The organism is Paenibacillus mesophilus, assembly GCF_005938385.1.
In the GTDB taxonomy this organism is placed as follows: Bacteria; Bacillota; Bacilli; order Paenibacillales; family NBRC-103111; genus Paenibacillus_AB; species Paenibacillus_AB mesophilus.
The window spans coordinates 1-19,709 of sequence record NZ_VCRA01000053.1 but is presented as its reverse complement, the minus strand read 5'-3'; the positions used below and the strand labels follow the sequence as shown (position 1 = coordinate 19,709).

General features: G+C 51.7%; 19 protein-coding genes and 6 tRNA genes. 19 read left to right on the top strand and 6 right to left on the bottom strand.

Features of this window, described 5'->3' with window-relative positions; all coding sequences use genetic code 11:
* The first annotated feature begins 202 nt into the window (after positions 1 to 202).
* The 7 genes from FE783_RS36270 (at position 203) to FE783_RS36240 (ending at position 2,415) form a co-directional block, all read left to right on the top strand.
* Positions 203 to 284: transfer RNA gene (locus tag FE783_RS36270), tRNA-Leu, on the top strand.
* Between the two features lie 43 nt (positions 285 to 327).
* Positions 328 to 411 (top strand) — tRNA-Leu (locus FE783_RS36265).
* A gap of 141 nt (positions 412 to 552) precedes the next feature.
* Positions 553 to 624: transfer RNA gene (locus tag FE783_RS36260), tRNA-Gly, on the top strand.
* Between the two features lie 15 nt (positions 625 to 639).
* Positions 640 to 719, top strand: a tRNA-Leu gene (locus FE783_RS36255).
* Positions 720 to 722: 3 nt separating this feature from the next.
* Positions 723 to 796: transfer RNA gene (locus FE783_RS36250), tRNA-Pro, on the top strand.
* Positions 797 to 824: 28 nt separating this feature from the next.
* A tRNA-Gly gene (locus tag FE783_RS36245) sits at positions 825 to 895 on the top strand.
* Between the two features lie 203 nt (positions 896 to 1,098).
* Positions 1,099 to 2,415: a DEAD/DEAH box helicase gene (locus tag FE783_RS36240; protein WP_138884284.1), complete on the top strand. Its 1,317-nt coding sequence runs from the start codon at positions 1,099 to 1,101 to the stop codon at positions 2,413 to 2,415.
* Here FE783_RS36240 and FE783_RS36235 read toward each other — a convergent pair whose 3' ends face one another.
* From FE783_RS36235 to FE783_RS36210, 6 genes are all read right to left on the bottom strand, one after another.
* The gene (locus tag FE783_RS36235; protein WP_138884283.1) at positions 2,416 to 4,122 is read right to left on the bottom strand and encodes an ATP-binding protein; all 1,707 of its coding nucleotides are present in this window, start codon (positions 4,120 to 4,122) and stop codon (positions 2,416 to 2,418) included.
* 18 nt (positions 4,123 to 4,140) lie between these two features.
* Positions 4,141 to 5,283: a conserved virulence factor C family protein gene (locus tag FE783_RS36230; protein WP_138884282.1), complete on the bottom strand. Its 1,143-nt coding sequence runs from the start codon at positions 5,281 to 5,283 to the stop codon at positions 4,141 to 4,143.
* A 142-nt stretch (positions 5,284 to 5,425) separates the two neighbouring features.
* A complete protein-coding gene (locus FE783_RS36225; protein WP_138884281.1) occupies positions 5,426 to 6,013 on the bottom strand; it encodes a guanylate kinase in 588 nt (195 codons plus the stop codon).
* A gap of 128 nt (positions 6,014 to 6,141) precedes the next feature.
* Positions 6,142 to 6,948 (bottom strand): flagellar motor protein MotB, encoded by an 807-nt coding sequence (gene motB / locus FE783_RS36220; RefSeq protein ID WP_138884280.1) that lies wholly within the window; start codon positions 6,946 to 6,948, stop codon positions 6,142 to 6,144.
* Positions 6,920 to 7,729 carry a flagellar motor stator protein MotA gene (motA, locus tag FE783_RS36215; protein WP_138884279.1) on the bottom strand — a complete coding sequence of 270 codons (810 nt, stop codon included), beginning with the start codon at positions 7,727 to 7,729 and terminating at the stop codon, positions 6,920 to 6,922. The genes motB and motA overlap by 29 nt, the downstream gene beginning before the upstream one ends.
* 231 nt (positions 7,730 to 7,960) lie before the next feature.
* Positions 7,961 to 8,641 (bottom strand): hypothetical protein, encoded by a 681-nt coding sequence (locus tag FE783_RS36210; protein ID WP_138884278.1) that lies wholly within the window; start codon positions 8,639 to 8,641, stop codon positions 7,961 to 7,963.
* Positions 8,642 to 8,998: 357 nt separating this feature from the next.
* Between FE783_RS36210 and coxB the strand changes: the two genes are divergently transcribed.
* The 12 genes from coxB to FE783_RS39110 all read left to right on the top strand — a co-directional run bounded on the left by coxB (position 8,999) and on the right by FE783_RS39110 (position 19,388).
* Entirely contained in the window at positions 8,999 to 10,078 is a 1,080-nt protein-coding gene (gene coxB, locus FE783_RS36205) for a cytochrome c oxidase subunit II (protein ID WP_138884277.1), read from the top strand.
* Between the two features lie 141 nt (positions 10,079 to 10,219).
* Positions 10,220 to 12,022, top strand: coding sequence for a cytochrome c oxidase subunit I (ctaD, locus tag FE783_RS36200; protein WP_138884285.1), 1,803 nt, complete (start codon positions 10,220 to 10,222; stop codon positions 12,020 to 12,022).
* Positions 12,019 to 12,636 (top strand): cytochrome c oxidase subunit 3, encoded by a 618-nt coding sequence (locus tag FE783_RS36195; protein WP_138884276.1) that lies wholly within the window; start codon positions 12,019 to 12,021, stop codon positions 12,634 to 12,636. The genes ctaD and FE783_RS36195 overlap by 4 nt, the downstream gene beginning before the upstream one ends.
* 4 nt (positions 12,637 to 12,640) lie before the next feature.
* Positions 12,641 to 12,961: a cytochrome C oxidase subunit IV family protein gene (locus FE783_RS36190; protein WP_138884275.1), complete on the top strand. Its 321-nt coding sequence runs from the start codon at positions 12,641 to 12,643 to the stop codon at positions 12,959 to 12,961.
* A 234-nt stretch (positions 12,962 to 13,195) separates the two neighbouring features.
* Positions 13,196 to 14,101: a cytochrome c oxidase assembly factor CtaG gene (gene ctaG / locus FE783_RS36185; RefSeq protein WP_138884274.1), complete on the top strand. Its 906-nt coding sequence runs from the start codon at positions 13,196 to 13,198 to the stop codon at positions 14,099 to 14,101.
* 21 nt (positions 14,102 to 14,122) lie between these two features.
* Complete coding sequence (locus tag FE783_RS36180) at positions 14,123 to 14,575, top strand: DUF420 domain-containing protein (RefSeq protein WP_138884273.1); 453 nt, start codon at positions 14,123 to 14,125, stop codon at positions 14,573 to 14,575.
* A 154-nt stretch (positions 14,576 to 14,729) separates the two neighbouring features.
* The gene (locus FE783_RS36175) at positions 14,730 to 15,452 is read left to right on the top strand and encodes a hypothetical protein (RefSeq protein ID WP_138884272.1); all 723 of its coding nucleotides are present in this window, start codon (positions 14,730 to 14,732) and stop codon (positions 15,450 to 15,452) included.
* Positions 15,453 to 15,485: 33 nt separating this feature from the next.
* Complete coding sequence (locus FE783_RS36170) at positions 15,486 to 15,908, top strand: GntR family transcriptional regulator (RefSeq protein WP_138884271.1); 423 nt, start codon at positions 15,486 to 15,488, stop codon at positions 15,906 to 15,908.
* A complete protein-coding gene (locus FE783_RS36165; RefSeq protein ID WP_138884270.1) occupies positions 15,908 to 16,789 on the top strand; it encodes an ABC transporter ATP-binding protein in 882 nt (293 codons plus the stop codon). Before FE783_RS36170 ends, FE783_RS36165 begins: the two co-directional genes overlap by 1 nt.
* Positions 16,790 to 16,855: 66 nt before the next feature.
* A complete protein-coding gene (locus FE783_RS36160; RefSeq protein WP_138884269.1) occupies positions 16,856 to 17,764 on the top strand; it encodes an ABC transporter ATP-binding protein in 909 nt (302 codons plus the stop codon).
* On the top strand, positions 17,757 to 19,034 hold the full coding sequence (locus tag FE783_RS36155) for an ABC transporter permease (protein ID WP_138884268.1): 1,278 nt from the start codon (positions 17,757 to 17,759) through the stop codon (positions 19,032 to 19,034). Before FE783_RS36160 ends, FE783_RS36155 begins: the two co-directional genes overlap by 8 nt.
* Before the next feature lie 51 nt (positions 19,035 to 19,085).
* The gene (locus FE783_RS39110) at positions 19,086 to 19,388 is read left to right on the top strand and encodes a GNAT family N-acetyltransferase (protein WP_420799799.1); all 303 of its coding nucleotides are present in this window, start codon (positions 19,086 to 19,088) and stop codon (positions 19,386 to 19,388) included.
* Positions 19,389 to 19,709 lie beyond the last annotated feature (321 nt).

Genomic DNA, 19,709 nt, shown 5'->3' with positions numbered 1-19,709 from the left:
GTTCGGGGTGGAAGCGCGGCAACGCGTGCAGCTGACGAATACTAATCGGTCGAGGGCTTATCCTAAAAGCTTTCCGGAGGAAAGCTACTTCGGAAGCAATAACTTGGTCCCGGTAAACCCCCGGGGCGCTCGTTTCAGCTTCAACTCGATTCGTTTCGCATTCAGTTTTCAGGGAATGATAAAGTTCTCCCCTGTGCCATTTGCGGTTGTGGTGGAATGGCAGACACGCTATCTTGAGGGGGTAGTGGGCTTCGCCCGTGGAGGTTCGAGTCCTCTCAACCGCATTGCTTTGAATTTATGCATCAAAACGCTTCAACTTTATAACGTGCGGTCGTGGCGGAATTGGCAGACGCGCTAGATTCAGGTTCTAGTGGTGTAACAGCCGTGGAGGTTCGAGTCCTCTCGACCGCATCCTACGAATGAAATTCCTTTGGGGTGCTGCCCTGAAGGATTTTATTTTGAAAGTTGTGGTACAAGCAATAAAACAGTTGCATTAACATTAGTTCTAATGTATAATTAAAATCCTGAATGATTTAAATCTAGTCTATTTATGCGGATGTGGCTCAGTGGTAGAGCATCGCCTTGCCAAGGCGAGGGTCGCGAGTTCGAATCTCGTCGTCCGCTTTTCCTTCTTAATAAGCCGGTGTGGCGGAATTGGCAGACGCGCGCGACTCAAAATCGTGAGGGAAACCGTGGGGGTTCGAGTCCCTTCACCGGCACGTCGGGACGTAGCTCAGCTTGGTAGAGCACCTGGTTTGGGACCAGGGGGTCGCATGTTCAAATCGTGTCGTCCCGATATTCATATTAACTCGCTTCACAATCGCGCGGGTGTAGTTCAATGGTAGAACTCCAGCCTTCCAAGCTGGTAGCGTGGGTTCGATTCCCATCACCCGCTTAGATAATTGAAGCAGCGCAACGAACGGACTGCCGGCGGAAACCGGCAGTCTTTTTTTGGATTCGGGTTCCTGCAAAGTCCCTGAACCTCATCGGAGCAAACGCTCCACTTTGCGAGGTTATTTTGTAACCGGGATAGACGTTGTTGTTTAGTGGGAAAAATATAAACATAGGTACGAATATGTAGGAAAAAGGTGATCTACGATGGCATCCGATTTTATTAGTTTAGGGATTCGTCCCGAATTTCAGAAAACGCTGGCTTTACACGGCATCAATGAGCCTACGCCTGTCCAGACCCAATCGATTCCGCTGCTGCTGGCCGGCAGGGACGTTGTGGCACAGGCCCAAACGGGCACCGGAAAAACGCTCGCTTTCGTTCTTCCGATATTGGAGCGTTTGGAACCGAAGCGTCCTTTCACCCAAGCGCTCATTGTAACGCCGACAAGGGAGCTGGCCGTGCAAATCGCGAAGGAAACGGCACAGCTGGCCTCGGTTGTCGAAGCAGGCGTGCAGGCGATTTATGGCGGACAAGATATCGATAGACAAAACCGGAAGCTGGAGCAAATTCCGACGATCGTCGTCGGTACACCGGGCCGACTGCTGGACCACGTGAAGCGCGGTACGCTCTCCTTAAGCGGCGTGCGTATGCTGGTCGTAGACGAAGCGGACGAGATGCTGCGCAGAGGCTTCTTGGAAGAAGTGGAGACGCTGATTGCGCTAGCTTCTCCGAAGCGCCAGACGATGCTGTTCTCGGCCACGATGCCGCAGCCGATCCGCGAGCTGTCGGAGCGGTATATGAGCAAGCCGGAGCAGCTGCGCGTGGCGGGCAAGCAGGTCACCGTAGCGGAGATCGAGCAAGCGGCCGTAGAGACGCCGGAATCGGAGAAGACGAAGACATTGTCCAAGCTGCTTGCCCATTACCGCCCGTACTTGGCTATCGTATTCTGCAGCTCCAAAGGGAGAGCGAACGCCGTCAATGAAGCTCTGAAAGAGGAAGGGTTCGACTCGGACGCGCTGCACGGCGAATTGTCTCAGGCCAAACGCGAGCATGTGCTCAAGCGGTTTCGCGAGGCAAAGCTGCAGGTGCTTGTTGCGACCGATTTGGCGGCTCGTGGATTGGACATCGAAGGCGTCACTCACGTATTTAATTATGACGTTCCGCAGGACGTGGAATGGTACATCCATCGGATTGGCCGAACCGGCCGAGCGGGGGAGAGCGGCGTGGCGGTCACGTTGGTGACGACTCGCGATAAGATCAGACTTGCCAAGCTGGAAAGCAAGATCGGAATGAAGCTGCCCCGCAGAGATGCGGAAGGCGGACTGCTAGCGAGCCAGGTTATAAAGAAAGCCCCCGCCAAATCGGCGGGAAGCCGCAAAGATTCGTCCGGATCATTCGGCAAATATCGCAATTCCGACTCGAGCAAGAATCGCAGTCAGACCGGTGGAAGAGGGCAGGGAACTCCAAGATATGCGTCCGCTTCTCCGAGACGCAGCCCGTCAGGGCGAGGCAAGCCGAAGTAATCAATTGACGGTTGCGGCGGGCAGCTCGATAACGACTGAGGTACCGGAACCGGGATTGCTCTTAATCCGCAGCGATCCGCCGTGATTTTCCACGATTTTGTAGCTGATCATTAACCCGAGCCCGGTTCCGGTATCTTTGGTCGTATAGAACGGTTCGCCGAGCCGGCTCATTTGGTCGTCCGAGATGCCGCAGCCTTGGTCGGTTATGCGAATAACAACCTTATCCTGTCCGCTTCGATTTAGATCCGCGCGAATTGTGCCGCCCGAGGGCATCGACTCTTGGGCGTTTTTGATTATATTGATAAATACTTGCTTGATCTGGTTTTCCTCGCATCGCACCGGCGGCAAGTCTGGATCTGTATAAAGCTCGAATCCGACATTGGTGAGAATCGTTTCCGACTCCATGAAGGTGATGACCCGCCTCATCGTATCCCGCAAATCCGTCAATTGAAACCGGGTCGCTTGCGGCTTGGCCAGAACGAGAAATTCGCTGATGATCATATTGATCCGATCCAATTCGGACAGCATCAGCTCGACCGTACCGGGATTATCGAACCGTCCCCGGTGAAGCTGCAGAAATCCCCGTATCGTCGTCAGCGGATTGCGGATCTCATGAGCGACACCGGCCGCCAATTGTCCGATGACACGCAGCTTCTCCAGCTTTTGTAGCAGATCCATCGCATTCTTCCGCTCCGTTATATCTACGAAAGTGATGATAACACTGGATAAACGGCTTCCCGATTCGTCCGCGAACAACGGATTGGAATGGATAAGGAGCCACCGGATATTGTCCGCTCGATCTTTGTTGATGAAGCCTAGAACGGTATCTGTCGGCTTTCCGGTGGAAAGTGTAATATAGGCCGGATGACGGTCCATAGGAAGCGGAGTCCCGTCTTCTTCGATAAAATTCCAGCTGTCGTAGTTAGTTGGCAAGTCCCGCACTTGGTCCCTGCTCATCCCGGTAATGAGACAGGCCGCCTCATTTACATGCTCGATACGACCCGTGTCGTTTACTACGACAACCCCGCAAGAGATCGCCTCGAATACATCCCGCAAATGCTTCTCGCTTTGCTTCAACCGATTCTCAGCCTCGACCCGCTTCGTTATATTGCTTAACACCGCTACCGCCCCAAGAAGCTCCCCGTTTACCCCGACGATAGGCCGACTGCTCGCTTGAAATAGAAATCCGAGCGCACTCAGTTCCATATTAGACACGGGCGAGCCGCGCAGAGCGCGTATAAGAGGAGTTTTTTCCAAGGGAATGAGTGTCTCATTATCGTCCGGCAGTTTCACTTCATAGCGGGCAATCCACTGTTCGGGCGGCATTGGGGGGCTTATAACGGTGGAGCCTTGTCCGATACCGTCCTTATTCATATACACGAGCTGACCGAACTCATCGCAAACACAAACGAGCTCGTCCATGTTTTCCAAAATGGTCGCCGTAAATCGTTTTTCTTCGGACAATTGTATATAAATCCGATTCGATCGGCGATGCAGAGCGATTATGCAAAACAGGAAGGGAGCCGCGGCCGTAATAAAAGACGCCGTATTAGTCAATGCGTCCATCACCGGCCCGAAATGGCGAGCCCGGATAAGCGTGTGGAGCACTGCATAAATAAGGGCTGACAACAATGCGGTTTTCAGTATCGGCAGCGGTCGAAGCTGCACCGGTTTGTCTTCGCGCTCAAGCATTGGCAGATTGCTCATGATGATCCCTTCCTGGAATCAGGATTCGTTTCTTCGCGTCATTTGCTGCCAGACCGATCCTTCCGCTGCCGCGCCGCCTTCGATTCGTTCTATTGCCATCTTCACTTGCATTCTTACCTCGAATTCCGAATCATCAGTCGCTTCCCGAAGTGCAGGCAGAACGCTGTCGTCGCCGGTTTCGTACAAAAAACGGGCAGCCCGCCAACGCACCAGCTTGTTTTTGTCCCGCAACGCTTCGACCATCGGCCCGATGGCGGCCGGATCCCCGATATCCGACAAAGTATCGCCGGCAGTCCGTCGGACGGAGACCGAGTCGTCGCGCAGCGCTTGAAATAAGTAAGGAAACGCCTCGGGCTCCCGCACATCGCCGAGATAAACGGCTGCGAGCCGCCGAACGGACGACTGAGGGTCGCGAATCGCTTTCGCCAGCAGGTGGAGCGTTTTCGCCGTCGGCTTGATTTGCTGGAGCGCCGCATAACGCTTCTTCCAATCGGGATCGTCAAGTAGACCCTCGAGCTCCTCTTGGGAGAGCTCTTTCTTCGGAATCGGCGCTGCCGGATCGCCGCCCGTACCTGCTGCTTCCGCTGCTCTCACCAGCTCGTTAAGCCGTTCGGCGTCGTAAGAAGCGTCCAGCTCCTGGACGACCTGGTCGGCGATCTCGTCCAGCTCTCCGTAACGGGTGCCGATCTCTTCCAGCTTGCGTTCCTTGATCAAGTTCGGGGACGCGTTGCCCGCTTTCATGGCCGATTGAACGAACCGCTCCGGCATCGCCCGGCGCACTTCCTCGACTCCGGAACGGACACGGATTTGCAGCGGGATGGAACGGAATGTCTGCATCAGGACGGTCGCTTCGCCAAATGATTCATTCGGGGCTGCTCCTTCCGGGATACCGGCGCCGACCGATTCGTCCGACCCGAGAATCGTTCGAATGCGGGTCAAGATCATTTCCCAGTCGCCCTTGGATGTCCGATCGACGGCTATGAAGTCGGCGGTATGAAAGATAGCGGTTACCCCGGGAATGTCAAGAATGCGCCGGAACGCTTCGGGAACAGCCGTATCGGCTGGCGTATAGTTGCGTTTTGCGCCTTTCGGCAAGCTTTCGTCCAGATTCACTTTCATCGTGTTCGGACTTGGCGTCGGTTCGATCGATACGATTCTCATGCGAGCTCATCCCCTCCATTACATCGATAGCTTTATTGTGTCACAAAACGGGGCAATAATAAAAGCTTTTGAGCGAAGTCTTTTTGCATCGTGAAATAACCCCGCTGCGGCACATAGGCGGCGGGGCTCTTTTTTTTCATGTTTAGTCCAGATTCAGCAATTGGCGATTCAGATAGCTTTCCATTACATTCGTGATCGTGAAGACAGTGTGGGACAAATCCACATTCTCGAAAGCGTATTCGCATTCCGGCAAGTAGGTCATCGCCTCATCGTAATAAGACATTCGCGCTTCAACGGTGCGTTCACTGTCCCCGCGTTCGATCTGCCGCTGTCTTAAGGATTGCCGGTCGGCATACAGAAACAGGCGGATAACGGCCTCCCCATAAGCCTGCTTTAGCAAACGCGCACCTTCGGGATTCAAAATTACATACACGAAACCATGCTCGTTCCACAGACGCTCGACATCCGCTTGCTTAATTCCGTAATGGTGGCCGTCCAAGCTGACGGTCTCGACAAACTCGCCGTTCCGGCTCGCTTTCTGGAAGGAATCCGAAGATATAAAGTGATAATCTTGGCCCTCCTGCTCGCCTTGACGACTTTCCCGCGTCGTATAGGACAGTACCTTCTTCAACTCAAGCGTCGATCCGGCCATATCGGCGATCGTCTTGCGACCCGAGCCGTCCGGCCCGGTAAATACAAAGATATGCGGCTTTTCCCTCGTGTTGCGCATGTCGCACCTCCCGGCAATTCGTCCTATTCGAACAACAGGCTGCAAGTGTCATGTATCATTTTATTCACGGTATGAATAAAAAAGAAGAGCTTCCGTCATATAACGGCGCTCTTCATTGGAATAAATTGTTATTGGCCTCCGGTAACCCCGATAGTGGTCGGTTCTTTGATCGTACGGAGAATGGACACTTCGACGCGGCGGTTTTTGGATCGTCCGTCCGCCGTATCGTTCGATTCGATAGGGCGGTATTCGCCGTATCCGATCGCGCGGAATCGATCGGCTGTAATTTTATCGTTCTGTAGCAAAATTTTCATGAAATTGAGCGCACGCTTGGCGCTTAAATCCCAGTTCGTCTCGAATTCGGCGTTGCGGATCGGCACATTGTCCGTATGGCCGGCCACCTCAATTTGGTATTGCGGGTACTGCGTCAGCATGTCTGAAATCGTAACGGCAAGCTTCTGAGCATCGGGCTTGACGATAGCGCTCCCTGAGGCGTACAGGGCATTATCGCGAATCGTAATCATGAGCATGTCGTTCGTCAGCTTCGTCTCCAGCTGTGTGGACAGCTTATTGTCTTGGATGTATTGATCGATCTTCTGCTTCAGCTCCTGCAGCTCGGCCGTTTCTTTCTGGATCAGGTTTTGCTGCTCGACGCTTTTCTGGTCGGATTGCTCGCTTTTTGCATCCTCATCCTTTTTCTTCGAAGCGGGCTCGCCTATAATCGGCATGACCTGAGGTTGTTCGAAGAAGCTGGTTCCGCCGGTAAATGCGGAGTTCAAGCTGCGCATAATCGAGTCATACTTCTTGGAGTCCATTTCGCTCGAGGCAAACAGAATGATGAACAAGGCGAGCAGCAGCGTCAGCAAATCCGCATACGGAATGAGCCACGTTTCGTCCATATGTTCATCATGATGCTGCTTGTGCTTTTTGTTCACTGCCGTCCTCTCCTTTATTGTCGGCATAACGTTCGTATGGAGCGAGGAAAACGGACAGCTTCTGCTCGATGGCGATCGCGGATATGCCGGATTGGATGGACAGCAGTCCTTCCACCATCATCATTTTCAGTTCGATTTCTTTTTTGGATATTTGCTTCAGCTTGTTGGCGAAAGGATGCCATAGGACATAACCGGTAAAAATACCGAGAAGCGTCGCCACGAAAGCGGCGGAAATCAAATGCCCGAGCGCTTCGACCTGGTTCAGGTTGCTGAGGGCGGCTATCAAACCGACAACCGCACCGAGTACCCCTAGGGTCGGAGCATAAGTGCCGGCCTGGGTAAAGATAAGCGCTCCGGAACGATGGCGCTCCTCCATGGCCGAAATCTCTTCCATGAGTACGTCATGAATAAATTCCTGATCGTTGCCATCGATGATCATACGCATGCCGTTGCGCAAAAACATGTCGTCGATCTCCTCCACTTTGCTCTCGAGAGCGAGCAGCCCTTCGCGGCGGGTGATCGTGACCCATTCGATGAACAATTGAATCAATTCCTTCTTGGATACGAGCTGCTGCTGTTTGAATAAGATGACAAAAAGCTTGGGCACCCTCTTCAAATCGGACATCGGAAACGCGATAAATACGGCCGCGATCGTACCCAAAATGATGATCATAATAGCGGCCGGGTTCAGAAGCGACGATAAATGAGCTCCTTTCAGCACCATGCCGACCAATAGCGCAACGAGAGCCAATACAATCCCAATCAGTGTGGATTTTTCCATTCTTGCACCGTCCTTATGTAATCCGTCCTATACGGTCAAGCTGTATAGAACTACTAATTCGATTCATAACGACAAAATCCTTCCTCCACCCCCATAAAACAAGCCGATCGGACGAATATTTTCTGCCCGCCGAACGAACGAAAAAAACCCGCATGCGTATGCGGGCCGATTTCGTCAGCAATTCGTTGCTATATTAGATGAAGAAATACATTGCAAACGAACAAAACGGCCTCAAGGATTCGTCTCAATAATGCCGTGATCGCCGAAATGATCTTTGACGAGCGCATTAAAATCATAGACATAAGGCTGAAGCGAGTTACCGCGCCATGCTTCGTGAGCATATTCGCTGAAACGATTGATGAATTGCTGGTTGGCCGAAACGAATACATTGTTTAAGGTCGGGTGATGCCGTCCTACGAGGGTGCTAACCTCCTGCACAAATTCGCTGGAGATGTCCTGCGGACTCGGAATCGTATCGAAGCTGTATTTGTCCATGACGACATTGCCGGGCGGCAGTACATAGGAAACGTCGGAATGGTCGTCCACTCCGGGCGAGGCAATCGTACGGTCGCTGAGCAATAGGGTGCCTTTGCCTTTCAATCCAGTAGCTGTTTTGTCTGGCACGACGGCTACATAAGCATTTTTGTCCGTTACGATGACGAATGAACTGCGGATGCCCTTCAGATCGTCGACGGCATCCGTCGTGGATTGGACGAAATCCAGACGTTCGTTGTTATGATCGGCCGCTCGAAGCTGAGTATTGTAGGTGCGGAAGCCTCTCTTCTCATGAGTTTCGGTGCGGCTGCCATAATCCGACGGGCTGCTTTCGAAATGTTTTTGATACGAGCAGGCGGAAATCCATACGACAGCGGACAGAACGGCGAAAGATGTATACAAAGTTCGGCGGTTCATAAATACCTCCTGATCGAATGAAGTCCCTTTGTATGATTTGTCCGTTGCCTTCCGAATATGCATGCATGACCGCAAAGGAAACAACAGCCCTGTTTTTGCATAAAGGAACGGCATTATGGAAATAACCAATATGTGTGCTTTCGGCGAATTCCAAAACATTGAAAAAGCCCGAAACCCTTTGATTTAGAACAATTTGTGAACTTTGCCACATCGATTGACAAAAGGTTTCCGCGAATTTATATTTAATAGGGTGATTAGGTTTGTTGACAAAATGTGGCCATCCATGATAGCGCTAATAGATTGGTCCCGGAGAGTCGATCGGTCTATTAAACACAGAGAATTGGGGTTGATGAGTGAATGAGACGGTGGCAGTCTGCATGGCGTTTAATCCCGTTGTTGGCGGTATTGACGTTCGTGCTTACGGGTTGTGGTTTGGAAAATTTGACGGCTTTGGATCCGAAAGGTCCCGTTGCGGAAAAGCAATTATCGGTTATCTACATCTCATTGATCGTCATGATCGGCGTTTTCGCCGTCGTTATGATCATTTATGTGTACGTTCTTGTGCGTTTCCGTAAACGTCCTGGACAAACCGGCGTTCCGAAGCAGGTGGAGGGCAATCACAAGCTGGAGATTATTTGGACGGTCATTCCGTTTATTTTGCTTATCGTGATTGCGATTCCGACCGTCAAGTACACCTTCGAATTGGATAAAGATTACTCCAAAGATCCGAACGCTCTGCAGGTCAAGGTTACGGGCCATCAGTTCTGGTGGGAATTCGAATACATGAATGAGAAAGTAACGACGTCTCAGGATTTGATCATCCCGACCGGACGGACGATCGCTTTCCATCTGGAGTCGGCTGACGTCATTCACTCCTTCTGGGTGCCGACGCTTGGCGGCAAGAAGGACACGAACCCGGGCATGACCAATATGCACTTCCTGAAAGCGGACAAACCGGGTGTTTATTACGGAAAATGCGCCGAGCTGTGCGGAGAATCCCACGCTCTTATGGATTTCAAAGTGAAAGCCGTTTCTCCCGAAGAATACGATCGTTGGATTGCCAGCATGAAAACGCCGACTTCCGCACCGGTTAGCGCTAAAGCCCAAGAAGGCGAGAAAATTTTCAAAGACAAATGCTTGGCATGCCACGCTATTTACAATACGTCGTCGAAGCAAGTCGAAGGTGGTAAGATCGGACCGAACCTGGTGAACTACGCCGACCGTTCGACGGTTGCCGGAATTTTGTTCAACCGCGAGCCGGGTGATTTGAAGAATAACCTGAAAACATGGCTGAGTGATCCGCAAGCGGTCAAACCGGGCAACCTGATGCCGAATCCGAAAGATGTCCCGGGAAGCAAAATGGAGCAGAACCTCGAATTGAACGATCAACAAATCGATGCGCTGGTTGAATATTTGGCCGGTCAAAAGCAGAAGTAATCGCGTAAAGGTCTGCTTGCGAAGCGAGCATTATCCTTGGGTAAAGCTAAATGTTTCGATGCAAACTTTTTCTGACGAAAAAGTTCTTAGGAGGGTTACACGTTGGCACACGCACATACGGTTAAAAAGTACAGCGGGCTGATGGATTGGCTGACAACCGTGGACCATAAAAAGATCGGAATCCTGTATCTTCTGGCCGGCGGAATGTTCTTCCTGTTCGGCGGGCTGGAAGCGATACTGATCCGCGTTCAGCTCATAAAGCCAATGAACGACGCGGTGGATGCGTCCATGTTCAACCAGCTGCTGACTATGCACGGCACGACGATGATTTTCTTGGCGGCCATGCCGCTCATCTTCGCCTTTATGAACGCCATCGTTCCGCTTCAAATCGGGGCGCGCGACGTCGCCTTCCCTTTCGTGAATGCGCTCGGTCTCTGGTTGTTTATTGCAGGCGGGGTATTGCTTAACACGAGCTGGTTTTTCCAAGGAGCTCCCGATGCGGGCTGGACGGCCTACACGCCGCTTTCCACGCCGACCTATAGCGGCAAAGGTGTAGACTTCTACGTACTCGGGCTGCAGATTGCCGGTATCGGTACGCTGATCGGCGGGATCAACTTCCTTGTTACGATCATCAACATGCGCACGCCGGGAATGTCTTTCATGCGTATGCCGCTGTTCACATGGGCATCATTTATTACATCGGCTCTTATCTTGTTCGCGTTCCCGGCCATTACCGTCGGTCTCGTTCTTCTCATGTTCGAGCGCATATTCGAAGCGAATTTCTTCGATGTCAGCGCGGGCGGGAACAACGTCCTGTGGCAGCACATCTTCTGGATATTCGGTCATCCTGAGGTATACATTCTCATCTTGCCGGCATTCGGGATTATTTCCGAAGTGGTCAGCACGTTCTCGCAAAAACGTCTGTTCGGATATAGCGCGATGGTATTCGCTACCGTAATCATCGGGTTCCTCGGCTTCATGGTATGGGTTCACCATATGTTTACGGTCGGTCTCGGTCCTGTCGGAAACGCCTTGTTCTCGATCGCGACGATGCTCATCGCCGTACCGACCGGGATCAAGATCTTCAACTGGCTCTTTACATTGTGGGGCGGCCAGATCCGATTTACTACCGCGAGCTTGTTCGCACTCGGGTTCATCCCGACGTTCGTTATGGGCGGTATGACCGGGGTTATGCTTGCATCTCCGCCGGCGGACTTCCAGTTTCATGACAGCTATTTTGTCGTAGCGCACTTTCACTACGTTATCGTAGGCGGTCTCGTGTTCGGTATTTTCTCGGGCTTGCATTACTGGTGGCCTAAAATGTTCGGACGCATGCTTAATGAAGGACTCGGTAAATGGACGTTCTGGCTTTTCTTCATCGGCTTCCACTTGACGTTCTTCGTACAGCATTTCTTGGGTCTGATGGGTATGCCGCGCCGCGTATTCACTTATTTGCCGGGACAAAATCTCGATACGTTCAACTACATTAGTACGATCGGCGCCTTCTTGATGGGTCTCGGAACGATTGCGTTCCTTATCAATGTCATCATAACGGCGATGAAACCGAAAGACGCCCCGGCCGATCCTTGGGACGGACGCACGCTGGAATGGGCAATTCCTTCTCCAGCTCCGGAATACAATTTCAAGCAGCTTCCGCTCGTTCGCGGACTGGACCCGCTGTTCAAGGAAAAGATGGAAGGCCGCAAAGAGATGACGCCGGCCGAGCCGCTCAGCTCGATTCATATGCCGTCGCCTTCGATTTTGCCGCTCGTGATGTCCATCGGATTGTTTATCGCCGGTTACGGTTTTATGTACCACAACTACTACGTTGGTGCCGGCGGTGTTATTGTAACGCTTGTATGCATGCTGATCCGTTCTCTGTACGACGATCACGGCTACCATATCGAAGTCGAAGAGCTTCAGGATAAGGGGGCGAAAGTATGAATCACGCGGATTTGACCGGCAACAATCTGCCCGCTGAACCGGAGAAGGCAACGCTTGAAGGCCGCAATAAAATACTGGCCTTCTGGCTGTTCCTCGGCGGCGAAACGGTATTGTTCGGTACATTGTTCGCTACGTTTATCGGTTTGCGCAACCAAATCGGGGACGGACCTGCCGCCGATGAGTTGTTCAAGCTGGGTACGGTTGCCCTTGCCACGTTCTTGCTTTTGACAAGCAGCTTGACCAGCGTTCTGGCCATTCAGGCGATGCACCGCAAAGATTTAGGGAAAATTTATCTTTGGTTTATCGTAACTTTGATTCTTGGCCTTGGGTTTCTCGGATTGGAAATTTACGAGTTCGTCGAGTACGTTCATGAAGGACATACGTTTACGACAAGTGCGTTCAGCTCTTCGTTCTATACGCTTGTCGGCTTCCACGGTGCCCACGTTGCTTTCGGGGCATTATGGCTAATCGTGCTGCTGCTTCAGTTGACCAAAAAAGGGCTGACCGTCGTAACGGCGCCGAAGCTGTACTTGTTCGGACTTTACTGGCACTTTGTCGACGTCGTATGGGTATTCATTTTTACCGTCGTTTACTTGATGGGAAAGGTGGGCTAATCGGATGTCAGCGAATCATCATTCCGCATCGGAGCACACGGGAAAAAGAGCTCACGTGCACGAAGGACCGAAAAATCATTACTTGGCTTTCGTATTCTCGATCGTTTTGACCATCCTTGCATTTGTCGTTGTCATTGCGGAGATCGGCAGAACGTTCACGATTTTATTCATCCTCGTATTGGGTATCATTCAAGCGGTGTTCCAGCTTGCCTTCTGGATGCACATGAAAGACCGCGGACATGTGTACGCGATTACGGGTATATCGTTCGGGGCGATCATCGCCCTGACGGGAGTAGCAGCAGTCGTATATTGGATCTGGTGGTAAAACGTCGGAGGGGGCCTTTAGTATAAAGCGCCCCCTTTTCTTTTAGGCAAAGTCGGTTTAAGAATGAGCCTCGAAGGTGAGCTTCACTTTTTGGGAAGGGTTTCGGGGTCCCCGAAAAGTAATAGGAATAAACCTCGAAGGGTGGGCTTCACTTTTTGGGGATTAATAAGGGGGCTCCCCCAAAAGCTGCAAAGCTTATCTTCACTTATGGGGGACTAGTTAGGAGGGTTAGCCTTGTTGGGGTTGCAGTACTTTTCATTCGCAGAGTTGTGGAACCCATGGCAAATGATGTTGACGATTGCGATCGGAGCGGTTTATTTGCTGCTCGTCGGACCGAAGCGTTCATGGTTTGCGGGCAGCAAGCCCGTTCCCGTCGGCAAGAAATTTCTTTTTCTGCTGGGAATTGCCGTCTACTATTTTGCCAACGGCGGTCCGTTGAATATATTGGGACATTTGATGTTCAGCGCGCATATGGCAGCGATGTCGCTCGCTTATCTGGTCGCTCCGCCGCTTATTTTGCTCGGCATTCCCGGCTGGATGGTCCGTCCGCTTCTTGCCAAGAAAGCGATTGGAAGTATTATTAAAGGATTGACGCAACCGCTTATTACGGTCGTCACCTTCAATATGCTGTTCTCGTTTTATCATTTGCCGCTTGTGCATGATTACGTGATGACGCACTATACGATCCACACGATTTTCTTCCTCGTGCTGCTGGTGGCGGCGTTTATGATGTGGTGGCCGATCATCGCGCCTGCTCCGGAAGTAAACGGGCTTAGCGAATTGAAGAAGATGGCCTATATTTTTGCCAATGGGGTATTGATAACTCCGGCATGTGCGCTTATCATATTTGCTTCGACTCCGGTATTCGCGACCTATAACGATCCGCAAATGTGGGCGAAAGCTATGGGGTATTGCGTACCAGCCAATTCGCAGATGCTGCTGGACAGTTTCTCGGGACCGGAATTTTTTGCACTGCTTGACCCGCAGGAGGACCAACAGCTTGGCGGAGTCATTATGAAAATTTTGCAGGAAATTACGTACGGGGCCGCGCTTGCGTATATTTTCTTTAACTGGTATATTCGCGAAAGAGCGAAGGACGATCAAGATTCGGACGGGGTCGTGCCGAATCCGATCGCGTAGCGGAAGGGAAGTCGAGAAGCCATGCATTCCATTTTGCCTGCTTTCAGCACAACGTTCATCGTGATAAGCGCCATACTGGTAGCTTGCGGTTGGGTCCAAATCGCCAAGCGCAATATTGCGAAGCACCAGAAGCTGATGACTTGGGCCGCGGCATTCGCCAGCTTGTTCTTTATCGTATACATGTCGAGAACGATCTTCGTCGGCAATACGGAATTCGGCGGACCGCACAATGTGAAAATGTTTTATTTGATTTTCTTGCTCTGTCATATCGTGCTGGCCACGGTTGGCGGCGTGATGGGGATCGTTACGCTAGTTTGGGGCTACAAAAAACAATTGGCCAAGCACCGCAAAATCGGACCGATAACCTCGGTTGTCTGGTTTATTACCGCGATTACCGGCGCTACCGTCTATATATTGCTGTATTGGATTTACCCGGGCGGGGAAACGAAGCCGCTGCTTGACGCGATTTTCTAAGAATAAAGGGAAAGCCATTCTTGACTGGGAGGTCGGGAATGGCTTTTTTTTGTTGCGCAAAGAAATGAAAGGGACTTGAAAAAGATCGAGAGCGTGTATATACTGTTAATATAAATATACACAGTAAGCACACTGTGCGGAAAGGTGATGCCGGATGTGGGGCAACGCATGGTTTATTGTTAAGGCTGATTTGAGAAGGACGAAATGGGGGCTAGTCGTATCGACGCTTATGTACGCCTACTTTAGCGTGTTCGGCTCCTTTATTGTGAACGAGCTGTTCCCGAATTCCCCGGAACCGGTAAGCATGCACGTCAGTTTTTTGGCGGACATCATGTTTTTGTGCAGCATGAGCTGCATCGGCTTCTTCATGACGGGAGAATACCGCTATTATTGGCGAAGCGACGTTTTCACCAAGCGGCTCATGTATATGCGGTCGCTGCCGATCGACACGAAGGAGCTCGTGCTGGCCCGTTACATGCAGATGGGGATCAATTTGCTTTACTTGTCGATCATCTTTTTCGTCCCGTTTTATTTCATCTGTGTGCTTGGCGAGATGCTCACTGTGGCGGAGTATATTTCATTCGCCATTGTATGGATGAGCTTCGGAGCGTGCATGTCGATCTTATTCGCCTATAAGGAAATGTGCGGCTCCGGCAAATCGTATTTCTGGTTCTGCATGCTCGGGGTTGTCGCTTACTTCGCCGCGAGCGGAGCGGCATGGTATGCGGGCTTCGGCTTCGTAAAGCTTTCCGTCGAACTGGTAGACCAATTCGGCCTGTTCGTATCGCTTGCAAGTTTGCTTATTACGTGGATATGGACGCTGGCATGGAGCCGGATTACGAAGCAGAAAATTTCCCGGCGGGATTACGCCAGGTGAAGATAGCATTAACGACGGAAGGAGGCGAATACGGTGCGCATCCCGATACAGGTTTCGGCCGAATCGGCCGAACCGATGTACCACCAAATTGAAGTGCAGCTCCGCTCGTTGATATGGAGCGGGAGGGTTCCGGAAGGCACGCTGCTGCCCTCTATTCGCGAGTTCGCTCAAGAGCTCGGCTGCAGTATTATAACGATCCGCAGAGTGTACCAGGACTTGGAGAACGAAGGATTGCTCCGCACGCGGCAAGGGACGGGAACGTTCGTAGCTTCCGTCGGCGCCTCGGAGCGGGAGCAGTACCGCGTGGATGCCGTCATCGAGGCATTTCGTGCCGCAATCGAAACGGCCAAACGGGTCCAATGCTCGCGGGAAGAGACGATCGCGATATTCGAGCGGTGTTTGAACCAGTGGATGCCGCCGGATACAGCCAATACCGGTGATGGGGGAGAGCGGTAATGAGCGCTTTTGCGGTATCGATCGAAGGGGTCGAAAAGCAGTATGACCGGTTTCGGCTCGGGCCGATTCGGTTGAATGTCGAGCCAGGCGTTATAGCTGCCATTGTCGGATCGAACGGCTCGGGGAAAACGACGCTATTTCACATGCTGATGAATACGGTGCAGCCCGACCGCGGCGATATACGGCTGTTCGGACAAAGCTATGAGGATCGCGAAGTGGAAATGAAGCAAAGAATCGGATTTATGGCGGAGTCTTCTTATGCAGAAGAAGCGGGATGGAGAATCCGGGACATCGCTGCTTTTACGTCGCGCTGGTATCCGAAGTGGGATGGCGGCAAATGGGAAGCTTTAGCGGAACGATTCGAGCTGGATCCGAAATCGAAGGTGAACCTGTTATCCAAAGGGATGAAGCGCCGACTCATGTTCAGCCTATGCATAGCGCAAGGCCCGGAGCTGCTTCTGCTGGACGAACCTTCGTCCGGACTGGACCCTGCCGCATGGCGGATTATGCTGGAAGAGATCAAGAAGTTCATGTCCAGCGGAGACCGGACGGTACTGATGGCCACTCATACGATGGAAGAAGTGCGGCGGCTCGCCGATTATGTAGCTTTCGTCCATAAAGGGAAGCTGCTGGAATATAAAGACAAGGATGCGCTGAACTACGACTGGAGGACGTTGTGGATCGAATCGCCCATGGAGGAAGCGGCCGAATTGCCCGGTGTAATCGAATGCGAGCTTGGGGCGATGGCGAGGCTGACGACTTGCGATGCGCAGGCTACGGAACAGGCTCTCCGCGAGGCGGGCATCGCGATCGTGAACCGGCAGCAGGTCGAATTGGACGAGATGCTGGGTCATATGATCGCGATGGATAAGCGGAAGTAAGCGAAGCGTAGAAGCGTATAGTCGCAACATATAAACGGATAGGCAACCGGGAAGGAGTACTTATTGATGAATCCATTACAAATAAATCGGGTGACCAAACATTACGGTGATAAAACGGCCGTTAATGCGATTGATTTGGACGTCAGACAAGGAGAAATATTCGGGCTGCTCGGAGCGAATGGGGCAGGCAAGACGACGACGATGAGAATGGTGCTGGGACTCATTTATCCGGACGAAGGTTCTATTACCTGGAAAGGAAAAGGCTACTCCGACGAGCTTCGCACTTTGTTGGGTTATTTGCCGGAGGAGCGGGGGCTATATCCGAAAGTGAAGGTAAGCGATCAGGTGCTCTATCTCGCCGAGCTTCGCGGGATGAAGCGATCGGCTGCGGAGAAAAGCTTGCGCCGCTGGCTGGACCGGTTCGGGGTGCCGGAATATTACAACAAGAAGGTCGAGGAGCTGTCCAAAGGCAACCAGCAAAAAATCCAGTTTATCGCCGCCGTTATCCACGATCCGGACATCCTTATTCTCGATGAACCGTTCAGCGGGCTCGATCCGGTCAATGTGGAGCTGCTCAAAGCGACCGTCACCGAGCTGCGCAAGGACGGCAAATCGATCTTGTTTTCCAGCCACCGGATGGAGCATGTCGAGGAGCTGTGCGAGAACATATGCATGCTTCATAAATCGAATACGATGCTGAAAGGTAATCTGAAGTCGATCAAACGATCGTTTCCGCGGGAGCGGGTGCTGCTCGATACGGAACGCGACGTACAGGGGCTGGATCAAATTCCGGGCGTCCGGTCGGTGAAGAAAGGCGAAGCGTGGACGGAAATCCGCATCGATAGGGCGGATGCCGCACAGGACGTTCTGAAGACCGCTTCGGCTCAAACGGAAGTGTACCGTTTTCAAATTATGGAGCCGACCTTGAACGAAATTTTCATTAAGACGGTAGGGGGGCAAGGCCAGCATGAATAAACTGTCGACGGTTGTCAAATTTACGTTTATGAACCGGGTCCAGGCGAAAGCGTTCGTCGTGACGACTTTGATCTTTGCTCTCGTTCTGACCGTGATGATCAATTTACCTGCCATTATAGCGAAATTTTCCTCGTCGGACGGTCCGGCGAAGCTCGGAATCGTAGGCAAGGAGACGGAAGTGACGCGGGCGCTCAAAAGCTTCTACGAGAATCAGAAGGAGCCCGAGCTCCAAATCGTCCTGCTCGGCGACGGCGGCTCGAAGGAAGCGAACGCGAAGCTGGGCAAGGAGAAGCTCGATGCGAAGGAAATCAAAGGATACCTCGAGTTTACCGAGGACGCAACGGCCGGTTTTCCGAAGGCGACCTATAATTCCAAAAGCTCGATGGACTTCTCGATGGAGCAGAAGCTGAAAAGCGTCCTGCAGGCGATCAAAGCCGAAACGGTCGTCAAAGATATGGGACTTACCGCCGAGCAGCGCGCCAAGCTGAACGCACCGGTATCGATCCAGACGGTGCAAATCCAGGAAGGAACTACCGGCAAGAGCGAATCGCAAATGGTTCTCGCTTATGTGCTCGTCTACGCTTTGCTGTTCCTTCTCTATATGACGGTGATCGGTTACGGCAACATGGTAGCGACTGAAATTACGGCGGAGAAAAGCTCCCGCGTCATGGAAGTGCTTATTACGAGCGTATCGCCGCTGAAGCAGATGTTCGGCAAAATTATCGGGATATGCCTGCTCGGGCTTGTGCAGATTGCCGTGTTCGTCGTCGTCGGTGCCGCGAACTTACTGATCCCGCAAAACATGGACAAACTGAAAAGTCTCAACATCGATTTGGGCGATGTGCAATTATCGCTGCTCGGTTATTTCCTCATCTTCTACCTGCTCGGCTATTTCATCTACGCGACGATGTTCGCCGCGGTCGGCTCGCTCGTGAGCAGAACCGAAGAGGTCGGGCAAGCGATCATGCCGGTCATGTTCCTTATTATCGCCGGGTTCATGATCGCCATGTTCGGTCTGCAAAATCCGAATGCCCCGTTCGTCGTGGCGATGTCGTTCGTGCCGTTCTTCTCGCCGCTTATCATGTTTCTGCGAATCGGTATGAGCGATCCGGCGCTATGGGAAATTTGGCTGTCCATCGCGATTACAGCCGCCACCATGTTCGCCCTCGGCTGGCTGGCCGCGAAAATATACCGCGTCGGCGTGCTCCTGTACGGCAAGCGGCCTTCGTTCAAGGAGCTGCGTAAGGCGATGAGGGCTTTCAGGGTATGACGATGAGTAAAACGGCGGCTAGAGTATTACTTCAAAAATAACAATACAGATATTCTTAAAGCTGCATCCAGCCTTGTTATAAATAAATCGAGCAATGAAATGGTTGCAGTCTGCTTGATTTCTTTGTGGGAAGAACTGCCTTTAGTGTCGGATATCGCTGTAATCCCGAGATACCGTTCAAACCGAATCGCATCAAAACTACTAAGAAAAGCATTAACTGTTTTGAATGAAGAATATGAGATTCTTCGTCTTTTTGTCACAATAGGAAATTCAGCGGAAGCACTATATTATAATCTTGGTTTTTATCCTGGACTCGAACAAACTACATTTCAACTGGTACATAGAAGTAGTTGATTGAACTGATTTTGCGATGCATGGATGGCTAACGGGTACGATTGTGTGGGGCTGCCGCAAGGACAGCTCTTTTATTTGGTTCTTCATTGAAGTAACAGGCAGAATAGTGGAATAGCTACAGCAACTTATGCTGTACCAACAGCGACTTATCAGTATATTTTTATTGGGGAAAGTATGAAGAAAACAATATACTTTATCTCGAAGTAAAAATGATAAAATGGGTCAAAAGCCGATGAAGAAGGAGGGGTGACTTTTGCCAATTATACAATTATCCCTGCTCATTAACGCACCTATTGATGTATGCTTTGATTTGTCCCGCAG